Raw genomic sequence first — 13763 nt, 5'->3', positions numbered from 1 at the left:
CGGCGGCGTCGGGGCGCTGGTGTCCGCGCTGGCGGGCGAGCGGGGGCGGCTCGCCGAGCTCTCCCGGGGGGCCCCGGCCGTGGAGGAGACGCTCCGGCGCGGCTACGACCGGCTGGACGGCGAGCAGGCCCGCGCGTTCCGCCTGCTCGCCCTGGCCGGGGGCGGCGCGGTCACCCGGGACGTCGCCGCGGCGCTCCTCGGGACGGACGCGGACCGGGCCGAGGACCTGGCCGAGGAGCTCGTCGACCTCGGCATGCTGGACTCGCCCGTCCCCGGGCGCTATCGCTATCCCGGCCTGCTGCGGCTGCTCGCGCGGGGGCTCGCCGAGCGGACCGACACCTGGGCCGAGCGTCGTGCCGCGCTGGCGCGGGCCTCGGACGTCCGGCCCGGCGCCGGGGACGGCGGGACGTTCGTGCGGGCGGCGGCCGCGGTGTGGCCGTCCGGGCCGGTGGGACGGAGGAGGCCGGCGCCGTGCGCGATGACCTGGGGGAGGGCGCGGCGGTGGCCGTCGGGTGCGGGCGGGGTTCGGTGACCATGTCAGCTTCTGTCTAGAATCCGCCCGACGGGGGCACAGGCGAGGACGCCTGTCGGGGGCGGAGGTGCGTCATGGCGGTCGATGTGGCGCGCCCACGAGCGGACGTGCGGATCGGCCTCCTCGGGCCCGTCACCGTGACGCGGGAGAACGGCGGGGCCGTCGAGACCGTCCCTCCCGGCGGTGGCGGCGTCCAGACGGTCCTGGCGGCGCTGGCCATGCGGGCCGGGGCGACGGTGTCGGTCGAGGAGCTCATCGCCGGGCTCTACCCCGCCGATCCGCCGCCGTCGGCGCGTGAGGTGGTCGCGAACTGCGTGTACCGGCTGCGGGGCGTGCTCGAACCCGGGCGGAGGCGGGGCCGGGGCGGTGGCGCGGGGGAGCCGTCGCTGATCGAGTCCGGTGGCCCGGGCGGATACCGGCTCGCCGTCCGCGCCGCCGACGTGGACGCGCTCGCCTTCATGGCGCTGGCCGCCGAGGCGCGCGACCCAGGACGGCGTCCCGATGAGGCGCTGGACGTCGTGGAGCGGGCGCTCGGCCTGTGGCGCGGCCCCCTCGCGCTGAGCGGCCTGGACGCGCCGCTCGCCCGGGCCCACCGGGACGCCCTGGCCGAGGCGCGCGCCGGTCTCCGCGAACTCCACGGGGAGCTGATGCTCGCGGCCGGGCGTCACGCGGAGCTGGTCCCGGCCGTCACGGCCGAGGTGGCCGCCCATCCGTACCGCGAACGCCTGCACGCCGTGCTGATGCTGGCGCTGTACCGTTCGGGCCGCACCGCCGACGCCCTGGCCGCGTTCGCGGACGCCCGCCGCGTCCTGGCCGAGGAGCTGGGCGTCGAGCCGGGGCGGCGGCTGCGGGACCTGCACGCCGCGATCCTCGCGGGCGACGCGGCGCTCCTCCCGCCCGTGGGTGAGGCGGTCGTCCGGCCGCCGGTCAGCGTGCGCCGCGTACCGATGCAGGTGCCGGCGGCGCCCGCCGACTTCACCGGACGGGCCGACGAGCTCGCGACGGCCCTGGCGGCCGTCACGGCGGGCGGCGGGGTGGTCATCAGCGGCCTGGGCGGCATCGGCAAGACGTCCCTGGCCCTGCGCGTCGCCCAGGCGGCCGCCGCTGGGGAGGGGGCGCGCTTCCCGGGCGGGATGCTGTACGCCTCGCTGCGGACGGTCGACGGGCCGGTGGACCCGGGGGCCGTCCTGGACGGCTGGCTCGTCTCCCTCGGCGTCCCCGCCGACCGGGTTCCCGACGGCGTCCCGGACCGGACGGCGCTGCTGCGGACCGTCCTCGCGGGCCGGGACGCGCTGGTCGTCCTGGACGACGCGGCGGACGACGCGCAGGTCGCCCCGCTGCTGCCCGCCGTCCCGGGGTCGGCGTGGATCGTCACCTCGCGCGGGCCCCTGCCGTCCGCCGGAGCGACGGTCCGGATCCGCCTCGGGGAGTTCTCCGCGGACGAGTCGGCCGCGCTGGTGACGGCGGTCATCGGCCGGGCCCGCGCCGAGGCCCAGCCCGACCAGGTGGCGTCGCTGGCGTCGCTGTGCGGCCATCTGCCGCTCGCGCTGCGGATCGCCGCCGCCCGGCTGGCGGGCAGGCCCGCCTGGACGGTGTCGTCGATGGTCGCGCGGCTCGCCGACCGCGCCCGGCTCATGGGTGAGCTGAAGGCGGGCGACCTGGCCGTCGCCGGGGCTCTGGAGGCGTCGTTCGCGCAGCTGACCGTCCCTCAGGCGAAGGCCCTGGTGACGCTGGCCGCGGTGGATCCCACCGGCTGGCGGGTCCCGTCCGCCGCCGCCGTCCTCGGCCTGCCCGGGGACGAGGCCGGGCGGCTGCTGGCGGAACTGGCGGAGGCCGCCCTGATGCAGCCGCGCGCGTCGGGCCGCCCCGGCGTTCACGAGCACGGCGTTCACGAGCGGGGTGTCCTCGAGTACGGCATTCATGAGCTCGTCGCCGTCCATGCGCGGGGCAAGGCGGACGAGTTGCTGACCGGGACGGAGCTGACCGCCGCGATCAGCGCCGCCCTGGACCTGCTGGGCGCGATGATGCTCGACGCGCTGGCGTCCGTCCGGCCGGACATCGTGCGGGTGGTCGCGCCCGCGGTGCTCTGCTCGCGCCGTCCGGGCGTGACGCTGGGCTCCGGCGACGGGGCGGCGGCCGCCTGGGTGCGGCGGCACCAGGCGGTGGTGTCGTCGCTGGCCAGGCGGGCGGCCGCGACCGGCGACCCGCGCGTGATCCGCCTCGCGCTGGACTTCATGGTCCTGCTGGCGAGCCTGGACGACCATCTGAGCCTCAGGCCGTTCGCCGGGGCCGCCGACGCCCTCCACCAGGCCGCCCTGACCCTCCTCCGCGACCATCCCGGCGCGGCCACGGCGGGAGGCGTCGACCTGGCCGGGTGCGCCGCGCTGGCCAGCTACAACGCCGGGGTGGTGCAGCTGTCCGCCGGAGGGTTCGCGCGCGCCCGCGCCCTCCTGGACGAGTGCCTCACGCTGTACGGACTCGACCCGGACGGCGACGGCACGACGGACTTCGACGGGAACGCGGGCGGGCACCGGCACGTCCTCGGCCTGTTCTGCCTGCACTACGGCGCGCTGGCGCGCCGGGAGACCGGCGACCCGGCGGGCGCCCGCGCGATGCTGCGCCGGGTCGTCGCCCTCGTCGGCGAGCTGGAGGGGGAGGCCCGTCCCGACTCGCTGCTCGCGCTGGGCGGGGCCCTGCAGGAGCTCGTGGTCGACGCGGGGGACCCGGCCCGGCCCGTCCCCGCCGAGCGGCTGACGGACCGGGCCCGGCACTTCGCGGGCCTGTTCCGGACGTCCGATCCGCGCCTCTCGGCCATCGCGTCGATGACCGAGGCGGACCTGCTGTGCCGGAACGGCGACCTTCACGCCGGTATCGCCGCCTACGAGGCGATTCTGGAGCGCGCGGACGAGCGCGGCATGCACTCCCTCTGCCTGTCGGTCCGCTACCGCCTCGCCGTGGCGCTCACGTCCGCCGGACGGCACGACGCGGCGGTCCGGCAGGCGCGTCGCGCCTGGCAGGACGCGTGCGCGTCCGGCCAGCCGCACCACGCGGCCCGCGCCCGGTTCGTGTACGGCGGGGCCCTGGAGGCCGCGGGCTCGGATGAGGCGTACGAGCATCTGGCCGAGGCGAGACGGCAGCTCGCCGAGCTCGGCATCGACCCCGCCGACGACATCGGCGTTCCGGAAGGAGGGCCACGACAGTGACCACGGAGGAGATCGCCGCGGTTCCCGGTCGCACGGTTCCCAGTCGCACGGTTCCTCAAGGCGCGGTTCCCGGTGGCGCGGCTTTCGGTGGCGTGGTTCCGCGGCTCGCCGTCGGGCTGCTCGGCGCGACCGGGCTCGCCGTCGACGGCCGGGCCGTCGCGCCCGGATCCCCGGGGCAGACGGCGGTCCTGGCGATGCTCGCGCTGACGCCCGGCACGTTCGTCCCCGTCCAGACCCTCGTCGACGGGCTCTACGGCGACCGCCTGCCCGACGGCCCGCAGCGGGTCGTCGCCAACCACGTCTACCGGCTGCGCAGGGCCCTTCAGCCGGGACGCGGCAAGGGCGAGCCGACGCTACTGGAACACCGTCCGCGCACGGGCTACCGCCTCCTCGCCGGACGCGCCGACGTCGACGCGCTGGCGTTCTCCGACGCCGTCACCGCCGCGTCGTCCGAGGCCGACCCGGCGACGGCGGCCCGCGTCCTCGCCGACGCGCTCGCCCTGTGGCGGGGCGAGGCGCTGGCCGGGATCCCCGGGCCGTACGCCGAGGCGGCGCGCGAGTCACTGGCCGGACAGCGCGAGGCGGCCACCGCGCGCTACCTCGAACTGCTCGTGGAGAGCGGACGCGAGCACGAGGCCATCCCCGGCCTGGAGGACGCCCTCGGACGCGACCCCCATCAGGAACGGCTGGTCGCGGCCCTGATGTCGGCCTACCACCAGGCGGGGCGGACGGCCGCCGCGCTCGCCGCCTACGACCGCGCCCGGCGGGCCCTCGCCGACGACCTCGGCCTCGAACCGGGCCCGGCCCTCCGCCGGCGCCACACCGAGATCCTCACGAGCGCCCCCGCGCCTCCGTCCACCGCTCCTGACGCACCGTCCGCCCGCGACGCGTCCGCTCATGGCGGGCGTGGCGTCGGGGCGGCCCCGGTCTGTGCGGATCTGCCTGCGGTCCTTCCCGACTTCACCGGACGGGAACGGGAGACGGGCGACATCGTGGCGGCGCTCACCGCGGCGCCGGCGCGGCCCGTCCTGATCACCGGGATGGGCGGGGTCGGCAAGACGAGCCTGGCGATCCGGGCCGCGCACGCGGTCAAGGGGGCGTTCCCGGGCGGGCAGCTGCACATCGACCTGCTCGGGGCCGACAGCCGCCCGCTCGACCCGGGGGACGCCCTCGACCAGTTCCTGCGGCGGCTCGGCGTCGCGGAGGCCGACATCCCGGGCCCCCTGGCGCACCGGGCCGCCCTCTACCGGACGCTCCTCGCGGAGCGGCCGATGCTGGTGCTCCTCGACAACGTCCGCGACCACGCCCACGCGGAGGCGCTCCTCCCGGGATCGCCGCACTGCGCGACGCTGCTGACCAGCCGCGCGCTGCTGCCCGAACTCGCGGGCGCGCACCGGGTCACCCTGGACGTCCTCTCCGAGGACGACGCGGTCGAGCTGCTCACCAGGATCATCGGCGCCGGGCGCGCGCGGGCCGAGCCGGAGTCGGTGCGGCACCTGGCCGCGCTCTGCGGTCAGCTGCCGCTCGCGGTGCGCGTCGCCGCCTCCCGGCTCGCCACCCGCCCCGCCTGGACCGTCGCGTCGCTCGTCGGTCGCCTGGACGACGAGCACCACCGGCTGCGGCGGCTGAGGACGGGCGACCTCGACGTCCGCGCGAGCTTCGAGCTGAGCTACCGGCAGCTGGTCCCCGAGCAGGCCCGCGCGCTGCGGCTGCTCGCCGCGGTCGCCCCGCAGCCGGTGTCGCCCGACGTCGCCGCGGCCGTGCTGGACCGGTCGCCGATCGAGGCGGAGGACCTGTGCGAGGCGCTGGCGGACGTCGGCCTGATGGCCTCGACGGGGGAGTGGGAGTACCGCTTCCACGACCTGCTCAGGCTGTACGGGCGGGAGCTGGCCGAGGAGGCGGAGCGGATCCCCGCGCTGGTGCGGATGCTGGAGTACTACCTGGTCACCCTGCGCAACACCCATCCCGTCATGTCCCCGGCCGAGCGGCTGCCCCGGCTCGTGACACCGGCGCGGACGGACGGGCGGGAGTTCGCCGACCGGCGGCGGGCCGTCGTCTGGTTCCACACCGCGCAGGGCGACCTGTTCGACGCGATCGAGCAGGCGTCCCGCGAGCCGGGGATCCCGATCGCGCTGCCCGCCGACGTGCTGATGGCCATCACCCCGCTGGCGTTCAACAACGTCCGCATCGACCGGCTCGAGACCAGCGCGCGGAAGCTGGGGCGGGCGGCGGCGGAGCGCGGCGACGCGGCCGCCGAGGGACGCGCGCTGTTCCTCGAGGGCGGCGCGGTGAGCCGCCGGTTCCTGGTCGACGAGGCGCTCCCCCTGACCGGACGCGCCGTCGAGCTGCTCCGCGGGATCGGCGACGACGCCATGCTGCCCTACGTGCTGAACCACCTGGGCGGGGAGCAGCTCACCGAGCGGGACTTCCCGGGCGCGCTCGCGTCGCTGGACGAGGCCGTCCGGTTCAGCCGGTCGACCGGGAACCCGGCCTGCGAGTCGTTCGCGCTCGCCCTGCGCGGCGTCGCGCTGCTGGCCAACGGGCGTCCCGGGGAGGCCGTCGAGGACGGCGAGCGGGCCCTGGCGCTCGCCCATGAGATCAACGACCTGGGCGCCCAGGCGCGGGCCCTGCTCTACCTCGGCAACGTCCACCTGTGGACGGGCCGTCAGGACGCCGCCCTCGACGCCTTCCGCGAGAGCGTCCGGATCCTGCGGGTGATCGGCGGACGGTACTGGGAGTCGCTCGCGCTGAGCTGGCTCGCCCGCGCCTGCAACCACGTGGGCGACCACGAGGCGGCGCGCGTCCACGCCGAGGAGGCGTGCACCGTCGCGTCCACCGAGGAGGACGACTACTTCTACGCGCGCGGGCTGACCCAGCTCGGCTGGGCGCTCCGCGAGCTCGGCGAGACCGGCCGGGCGAGGGACTGCCTCCTGGAGGCGCAGCGCGTCTTCACCGAGCTGCGGCTCCCCGACGCGTCCGAGCCCGCCGAGCTCCTCCCCGCCGACCCGCCGGACGCCCCGCACGCGGACCTCCGCCGATCCTGACCGCGACCCCGCCCCCGGCGGGTGTCGTGTGGTGGGTAGGGGGAACAGGGGGTTGGCGGGGGCCGATCCGGGTGACAAGGTCTTCGTGAGACCGTTCCATTTCGGGCGTGAGGTGAGGCCGTGACGCTGGCGACCACCGAGTGGGCGGAACGGATCGCGGAGCTGACCGCCGTCCGGGTGCGCAGCCCCGGGGCGGTGGCCGAGCGGGCCGCGGCGCGGGTGCGGCGGACGCGGCCGGCGGGGGAGACCGGGCGGCTGATGATCGTCGCGGCCGACCATCCGGGGCGCGGCGTGCTCGGCGCCGGCGGCGACCCGCGGGCGATGACCGACCGGTCGGACTACCTGGCGCGGGTCTGCGCGGCGCTGGCGCGGCCCGGCGTGGACGGTGTGCTCGGCACCCCCGACGTCGTCGAGGACCTGCTGCTCCTCGGCGTCCTGGACGGGATGGTGGTGCTCGGCTCGATGAACCGGGGCGGGCTGGCCGGGTCGGCGTTCGAGACCGACGACCGGTTCACCGGCTACGACGCGGCGTCGGTCGCGACGTCCCGGCTGGACGGCGGCAAGATGCTGCTGCGGATCGACGAGTCCGACCCGGCGACCGCGCCGACGCTGGAGGCGTGCGCGCGGGCCGTGACGCAGCTCGCCGGGCACGGGCTGATGGCGGTCGTCGAGCCGTTCTCCGCGCGCCGTGAGGAGGGGCGCCTGCGCAACGTCCTCACCCCGGACGCGATGATCCGCGCGATCTCGGTGGCGTCCGCGCTGGGCGCGACCTCGGCCCGGACCTGGCTGAAGGTGCCGGTCGTGCCGGAGATGGACCGGGTGATGGCGGCGACGACGCTGCCCGCGCTGATCCTCGGCGGCGAGGTCTCGCGGGACCGGCGGGCCGTCCTCGACGGGTGGCGGCGCGCGCTGCGTCCGCCGAACGTGCGCGGGCTGATCGTCGGCCGGTCCCTGCTGTACCCGCCGGACGGCGACGTGCGCGGCGCGGTGGACGCCGCCGTCGAGGTCGTCGAGCGGACCGTCCGTCCCCTGTGAGGCCGCGGCCGGGCCGCTGCGAGGGGGACGAACCCGCCCGATGCCGTCACCTCTGATCGTCCCGTTCGCGATCATGGACGCATGGAACAACGACGAGTGGAGAACGACGGAATCGACCTGGTCGTCCGGGACTTCGGCGGTCCCGGGCCGACCCTGCTGGCGCTGCACGGGCACTTCGGCCACGGCGGCATCTTCGCGCCGCTCGCCGCCGCGCTGGCCGGACGGTACCGCGTGGTGGCCCCCGACCTGCGCTCCCACGGCCTCTCGGCCCACGGGGGCGCGCTGACGCCGGACGCCTACGCCGCGGACGCCGCGGCGGTCATCGAGGCGCTCGGCGGCGGGCCCGTCGCCGTCCTCGGGCACTCGATGGGCGGCGCGGTCGCGTTCCTGCTGGCGGCCGGCCGCCCCGACCTCGTGTCGGCGTTGGTCGTCGTCGACATGACCGTCCTCAACGTCGAGCCCGAGACGTATCCCATCCTGGACGTCTCGGACTGGCCCCGCCGCGTCCCGTCCCGCGAGGCGCTGCGCGAGGCCGTCGAGGCGCGCGGCGTCCCGGACGCGTCGTACTTCATGGACAGCGCCGCCGAGTTCGACGACGGCTGGGGCTTCCTGTTCGACACCGGCGAGCTGATGGAGTCCCAGAGGGCCCTCGTCGGCGACCACTCGGAGGCGTGGCGCGCGTCCGCCGGGGGAGGTCGTCCGGCGCTCCTCATGCGGGGCGGCGACACGTTCATGCTGTCCGAGGCGACCGCCGAGCGCATGGTGGCCGAACGTCCGGGCACGACCCTGGTCGAGGTGCCCGGGTGCGGCCACTGGCTCTACTCCGACGCCCCCGACACGTTCGCCGAGGAGGTCGGCGACTTCCTGGAGCGCCACCCCTGGTGACCGGGATCCGGCGGGGGAGGGCGTGGCCTCGAACCGGAGGTTGACCCCTATTGTCATCTCCTGAGGAGACCCCCGTCGAGCCAATGCGCCATCGTACGGGAAAGATCGACGGGATTGCGCACCGGTCACGTCGTTCACGCGTCGGCTGACGTTTTCGTCATTGACTTAGTGTCGATTCGACGGTATTCGAAGTGGGCCAGGCCGGGCTCCGCCCGGACAGGTCGCCGATCCGGACGCTGGGTGGTGTGGGCTTGGGCGTGGTCCACCGTTCGACGAGAACCCCGATGTCGCGTTCGCCGACCCCGCGCGTGGAGCGCGGGCCGGCGCGGGCGCGACCGTCGATGTGCCCGCCCGTCGGGACGCCCCGCTCGAACGTGACCGGGGCGTCCCTGGCCTGCGCCTTGATGGCCGGATTCGGCCAGCGGCGGCAGGAGGGCCGGGCGCGCGCCGCGCCGCCGCGCGCGGGCCGCCCGGACGCCCGCGACCGCGAGGAGGGCGATCACCGGGAGCCGTCCGGCCAGGGAGGGGGCCGGTCGCGACGACCCGCGCCGTCCGGGGATTCACGCTCGATTCGGCAAGGCGGGTTCACCCGCGGGCCCGCCCTGCCGCGTTCGTTCATGTCCGGGAAATCCGGACGGCACGAATCGATGATGCCGAGGAAACGTCGATGGGCTTCGTTTCTCTCGTTCTCCCCGCACGGTTCGGAGAGGCGCGACGCCCGATGGTCGTCGAGAACCCGGTGGTCGCCGAAGGGCGGTGCACCGTTCCGTCAGAGAGCGTGGGAATGGATGATCTTGAATTTCGGCGTGCTCGGCCCTCTGCGGGTGGAGGCGGACGGGGCTCCCGTGCCCATGCCGCGCGCTCCCGTGCTCAGAGCGCTGCTCGGGGTCCTGCTCGCCGCCGAGGGGCAGCGGGTGCCGCTGGCCCGGCTGGTCGAGCTGGTGTGGGCGGGGCAGGGCGACCGGGTCGGGCGCGGCGCCGTCCACACCGGGGTGTCGCGCCTGCGCGACTGGCTCGGCCGGTTCGGCGACGACGGCGTGGCGGTGGACTTCGACGAGGACGGGTACCGGCTGGTGGTCGCGCCGTCCGCCGTCGACCTGGGCCGGTTCCGCGCCCTGGCGTCCCGCGGTGACCTGGCGGGCGCCCTGGCGCTGCGGCGCGGGCCGGTGCTCGCGGGCCTGGCCAGGCTGGAGCGCAGCGACCCGCTGCTGACGACGATCGACGACCGGGTCCGCTCGGCGGCCCTCGCGCTCGCCGACCGCGCCCTGGACGCGGGGACGCCCGCGACGGGGATCGGGGTCGTGACCGCGATGGCCGAGGACTTCCCGCTGGACGAGCCGCTGCAGGCCGCCCGGATGCGGCTGCTGGCCGCCGACGGCCGCCCCGCCCAGGCCCTGCGGTGCTTCCACGCCCTGCGGCGTCGGCTGGCGGACGAGCTCGGCGTCGAACCCGGGGGAGCGGTCCAGCAGGCGTTCCTCGCCATCCTCGCGCACGACGGCGCCCCGGAGGGCGAGGGCGACGCCGGCGCCGGATCGCCCGTGACCCCGGCGGAGCTGCCCGCCGACGTCCCCGACTTCGCCGGCCGCCGGGAGCACCTGGCCTCGGTGAAGCGCGTCCTGCGGCAGGGCGGGCTGCCGGTGATCGTGGGCATGGGGGGCATCGGCAAGACGACCCTCGCCGTGCACGCCGGGTACCAGATCGCCGCCGAGTTCCCCGACGGGCAGCTGTACGTGGACCTGCGCGGGGCCGAGGCGCAGCCGGTCGACCCCGGGCAGGTGCTCGCCCGGTTCCTGCGGGCGCTGGGCGTGGCGGCCTGCCGGATCCCCGAGACGACGGAGGAGCGGTCGGCGCTGTACCGCAGCGTCCTGGCGGGACGGCGCGTCCTGGTCGTCCTCGACAACGCCGCCGACCAGCGGCAGGTGCGGCCGCTGCTGCCCGGGACCGCCGCGCGGGGGGCGTCCGGACCGGCCGCCGTGATCACCAGCCGGTCCGCCGCGACCGGCCTGCCCGGGGCGGTGCTGGTCGAGGTGGACGTGCTCGACCCCGGCGCGGCCGTCCACCTGCTCGGCAGCATCGCCGGGCACGACCGGACCGCCGCCGAGCGGCAGGCCGCGTCCGACATCGTCCGGCTCTGCGGGTACATCCCGCTGGCGGTGCGGATCGCCGGGGCGCGGCTGGCCAGGCGGCCGCGCTGGGCCCTGGCCCGGCTGGCGGGCCTGCTGGGCGACGAGCGCCGCCGCCTGACCGAACTGAGCGACGACGACCTGGCGGTGCACGCCAGCTTCGCGCTCAGCTACGCCCGCCTGCGGGCCGAGACCCGCCGCGTGTTCCGGCTGCTGGGCCTGCTGGAGTGCGCGGACTTCGCCTCCTGGACGGCGGCCGCCGTCGCCGGCATCGGCGTCGACGACGCCCAGCGGCACCTCGAGGCGCTCATCGACGCCCAGCTGCTCACCGAGGTCGGGACCGAGCCGCGGCCGCGCTACCGCGTCCACGACCTGGTCCGCCTGTACGCGCGGGAGCGGTCCGTGGCCGAGGACGACGCGGACGCGCGCCTGGCCGCGGTGGAACGGGCCCTCGGCGGCTGGCTGTGGCTGGCCGAACGCGCCGCCGACCAGATCCCCGGACGCTGCCACGCGTCCATCCACGGGCCCGCGCGGCGCTGGCCGCTCCCCTCGCCGCTCGCCGCGCGCCTCCTCGACGACCCGATGGCCTGGTTCGACGCGGAACAGCCCGCCCTGAGCGCCGCCGTCCGCCAGGCCGCCCGGCTGCACCTCGCCCAGGCCGCCTGGGACCTGGCGGCGTGCCAGGAGAAGTACTGCGACCTGCGCGGTTTATACGACGAGTGGCGCGGCACCCACCGGCACGCCCTCCTGGCCTGCAAGGCCGACGGCGACCGGCTCGGCGAGGCGGTGCTCCAGCGCGGCGTCATCGAGGTCACCATCTGGGCCACCCCTGACCAGGGCGCGCAGACCATGGTCGCCCTGTACGACCGGGCCCAGCGCCTCCTGGAGCTGTTCGAGAGCCTGAACGAGCGGCGCGGCATGGCCGACGCCCTGGTGACGATCGCCTGGAGCCAGGTCGCCCAGGGCCGCACGCGGCAGGCCCTGGACACCGGTGAGCAGGCGCTGCGCCTCGCCACCGAAAGCGGCCACCTGGGCGGGCAGGCCCGCGCCCACCAGATCCTCGCCATCGCCCACCACGACGCCCACACCCGCGCCCGCCGCGACGTCGGCGCCCGTGCCCGCCGCGCTGTCGACCCCGACCCCGACCTCGACAGGGTCATCGACCACATGACGCAGGCGTGGGACCTGGCGCGGCTGCTCGGCAACGCCCGCTTCGAGGCGACGGCGATGCAGTTCCTCGGCGCGGGCCTCTGCAAGGCCGGCCAGGTGGAGCGCGGCCACGACCTGCTCACCCGGTCCCTGGACGTGGCCCGCGCCCTCGGCGACCACTTCACCCAGGCCTTCTCCCTGATCCACCTGGCCAGGCTCTACACCGCCCTCGGCGACGAACGCGCCCGTCCCACCGCCGAGGCGGCGCTGGCGATCAGCCTCCGCAACGACATGGGCCACCACCATGCCGAGACGCTGCAGATCCTCGGCGAGCTCGACCTGGCCGAGGGCCGCCCCTCCGCGGCCGTCGCCCGCCTGGAGGAGGCCACCCGGCTCTGGCGCGCCCGCGGGTGGCGCGCCTTCCTCGGCGAGACGCTCCACGCCCTTGGCCGCGCCTACGCGGCCGCGGGCGACGAGGTCGCGGCGGCCCGCAGCCGGCAGGAGGCCGACCACCTGCTCCAGGAGGTGGCCGCCGCCCTCCCCCTCACGGCCGTCCAGGCGAATATCGACGCTTGTGAAAGGACGGAAGAGGAAGTTGTAAGCGACCTGTAAGCCTCCCTGCATACGCTCAGGGCGCGGCGGCCCGCTCTGGCGACGGCACTCGTGCCCGGCCTGTTCCGCACCATCGGCATGACCACGGCACTCCGAGAGTGTCAAGGGGCCGGGGAAGGGAGATCTGTCCGCGGGGAATCGTCGTGCGCATGCCCGGACCGTGTGGCCGGACCACAGGGTGGGCGCCGAGTCGTTTTCGCCGTACCACCGGCCCGCCGGGAACGGTTTTCGAATTAACGTTAATTGAACGTTCCGCCCACCCTCCGATCGCCTCCAATGCGTCGCCATAAGACCACTGATCGTAGTTGGTGTCATGAATACGACAGAATTCTTCTGGCATATCGAACACCGTGATCGGATGGTCCCATGAGGCGGATTCGGCCGGACGGTCAGTTGACGGTGTTCATCGGTGGCCTCCACCGCAGCGGCACCACTCTCCTCGCGTCGCTCCTGGGAACGCACCCCGAGATCAGCGCGTTCGAGAACACCGGCGCCCCGATGGACGAGGGCGAGCACCTCCAGACCGTCTGCCCGACGGACGAGCACCACGGCGGCCCCGGCCGCTTCGCCTTCACCGAAGAGGCCCACATGACCGAGGCGTCCCCGGAGGTCGCCGAACGCCTGGCCGCGCAGTGGTCGCGCTACTGGGACCTGTCGCTGCCCGTGCTCCTGGAGAAATCGCCGCCGAACATGCTCAGGTTCCGGTTCCTCCAGCAGGCGTTTCCCCATTCGAAATTCATTCTGATCACCCGGCATCCCGTTCCGGTCTCACTGAGCACCCGGAAATGGACGCCCGCGCTCTCCGTCCGCCGGCTGGTCGAGCACTGGATCCACGCCCACGATCTGGCCATGGCCGACTCGGCTTTCCTGGACGCGTTCATGACGGTTCGCTACGAGCACCTGATGAAGCGCCCGTCGGAGACGCTCGCGGAGATCTCCGACTTCATCGGGCTCGCTCCGTCGTTCGACGCGTCGAGTGTCGACGACGTCGCCAACGACAGGTATTTCGAACAATGGAGGTCGTCCCCCGAGGGGCACGACCTCCACGATCTCGAGGACGCCGTGAACGGACACGGCTACAGCCTCGCGGAAACGGGGTTTCGTGGTGTCACGCGTCGTGGTGGTCCATGGGACCGGAGGTCCGCGCAGGACGCCGGACTCGCTCCGGCTTGAATGGGTC

General features: G+C 75.5%; 6 protein-coding genes and 1 pseudogene. All 7 read left to right on the top strand.

Annotated elements, in window-relative coordinates:
* A pseudogene (locus EBO15_RS44580) lies at positions 1-532 on the top strand (hypothetical protein); the annotation flags it as partial.
* A gap of 74 nt (positions 533-606) precedes the next feature.
* A complete protein-coding gene (locus EBO15_RS32510) occupies positions 607-3735 on the top strand; it encodes an AfsR/SARP family transcriptional regulator (RefSeq protein WP_122198306.1) in 3129 nt (1042 codons plus the stop codon).
* 92 nt (positions 3736-3827) lie between these two features.
* Positions 3828-6779 (top strand): AfsR/SARP family transcriptional regulator, encoded by a 2952-nt coding sequence (locus EBO15_RS32505; RefSeq protein WP_122198305.1) that lies wholly within the window; start codon positions 3828-3830, stop codon positions 6777-6779.
* 120 nt (positions 6780-6899) lie between these two features.
* Complete coding sequence (locus EBO15_RS32500) at positions 6900-7814, top strand: Cgl0159 family (beta/alpha)8-fold protein (protein ID WP_233616578.1); 915 nt, start codon at positions 6900-6902, stop codon at positions 7812-7814.
* Positions 7815-7895: 81 nt separating this feature from the next.
* A complete protein-coding gene (locus tag EBO15_RS32495) occupies positions 7896-8699 on the top strand; it encodes an alpha/beta fold hydrolase (RefSeq protein WP_122198304.1) in 804 nt (267 codons plus the stop codon).
* 788 nt (positions 8700-9487) lie between these two features.
* Positions 9488-12583 carry a BTAD domain-containing putative transcriptional regulator gene (locus EBO15_RS32490; protein WP_233616577.1) on the top strand — a complete coding sequence of 1032 codons (3096 nt, stop codon included), beginning with the start codon at positions 9488-9490 and terminating at the stop codon, positions 12581-12583.
* 366 nt (positions 12584-12949) lie between these two features.
* On the top strand, positions 12950-13756 hold the full coding sequence (locus EBO15_RS32485) for a sulfotransferase family protein (protein WP_122198303.1): 807 nt from the start codon (positions 12950-12952) through the stop codon (positions 13754-13756).
* Positions 13757-13763: the final 7 nt, after the last annotated feature.

It is taken from the genome of Actinomadura harenae, from assembly GCF_003696215.1.
GTDB lineage: Bacteria > Actinomycetota > Actinomycetes > Streptosporangiales > Streptosporangiaceae > Spirillospora > Spirillospora harenae.
This window is presented reverse-complemented; position numbering and strand designations above follow the sequence as displayed.

Excerpts from the sequence above, each read along its gene's own strand:
- EBO15_RS32490 (WP_233616577.1), top strand. The coding sequence starts at position 9,488 with ATGATCTTGAATTTCGGCGTGCTCGGCCCTCTGCGGGTGGAGGCGGAC.
- EBO15_RS32495 (WP_122198304.1), top strand. The coding sequence starts at position 7,896 with ATGGAACAACGACGAGTGGAGAACGACGGAATCGACCTGGTCGTCCGG.
- EBO15_RS32510 (WP_122198306.1), top strand. The coding sequence starts at position 607 with ATGGCGGTCGATGTGGCGCGCCCACGAGCGGACGTGCGGATCGGCCTC.
- EBO15_RS32485 (WP_122198303.1), top strand. The coding sequence starts at position 12,950 with ATGAGGCGGATTCGGCCGGACGGTCAGTTGACGGTGTTCATCGGTGGC.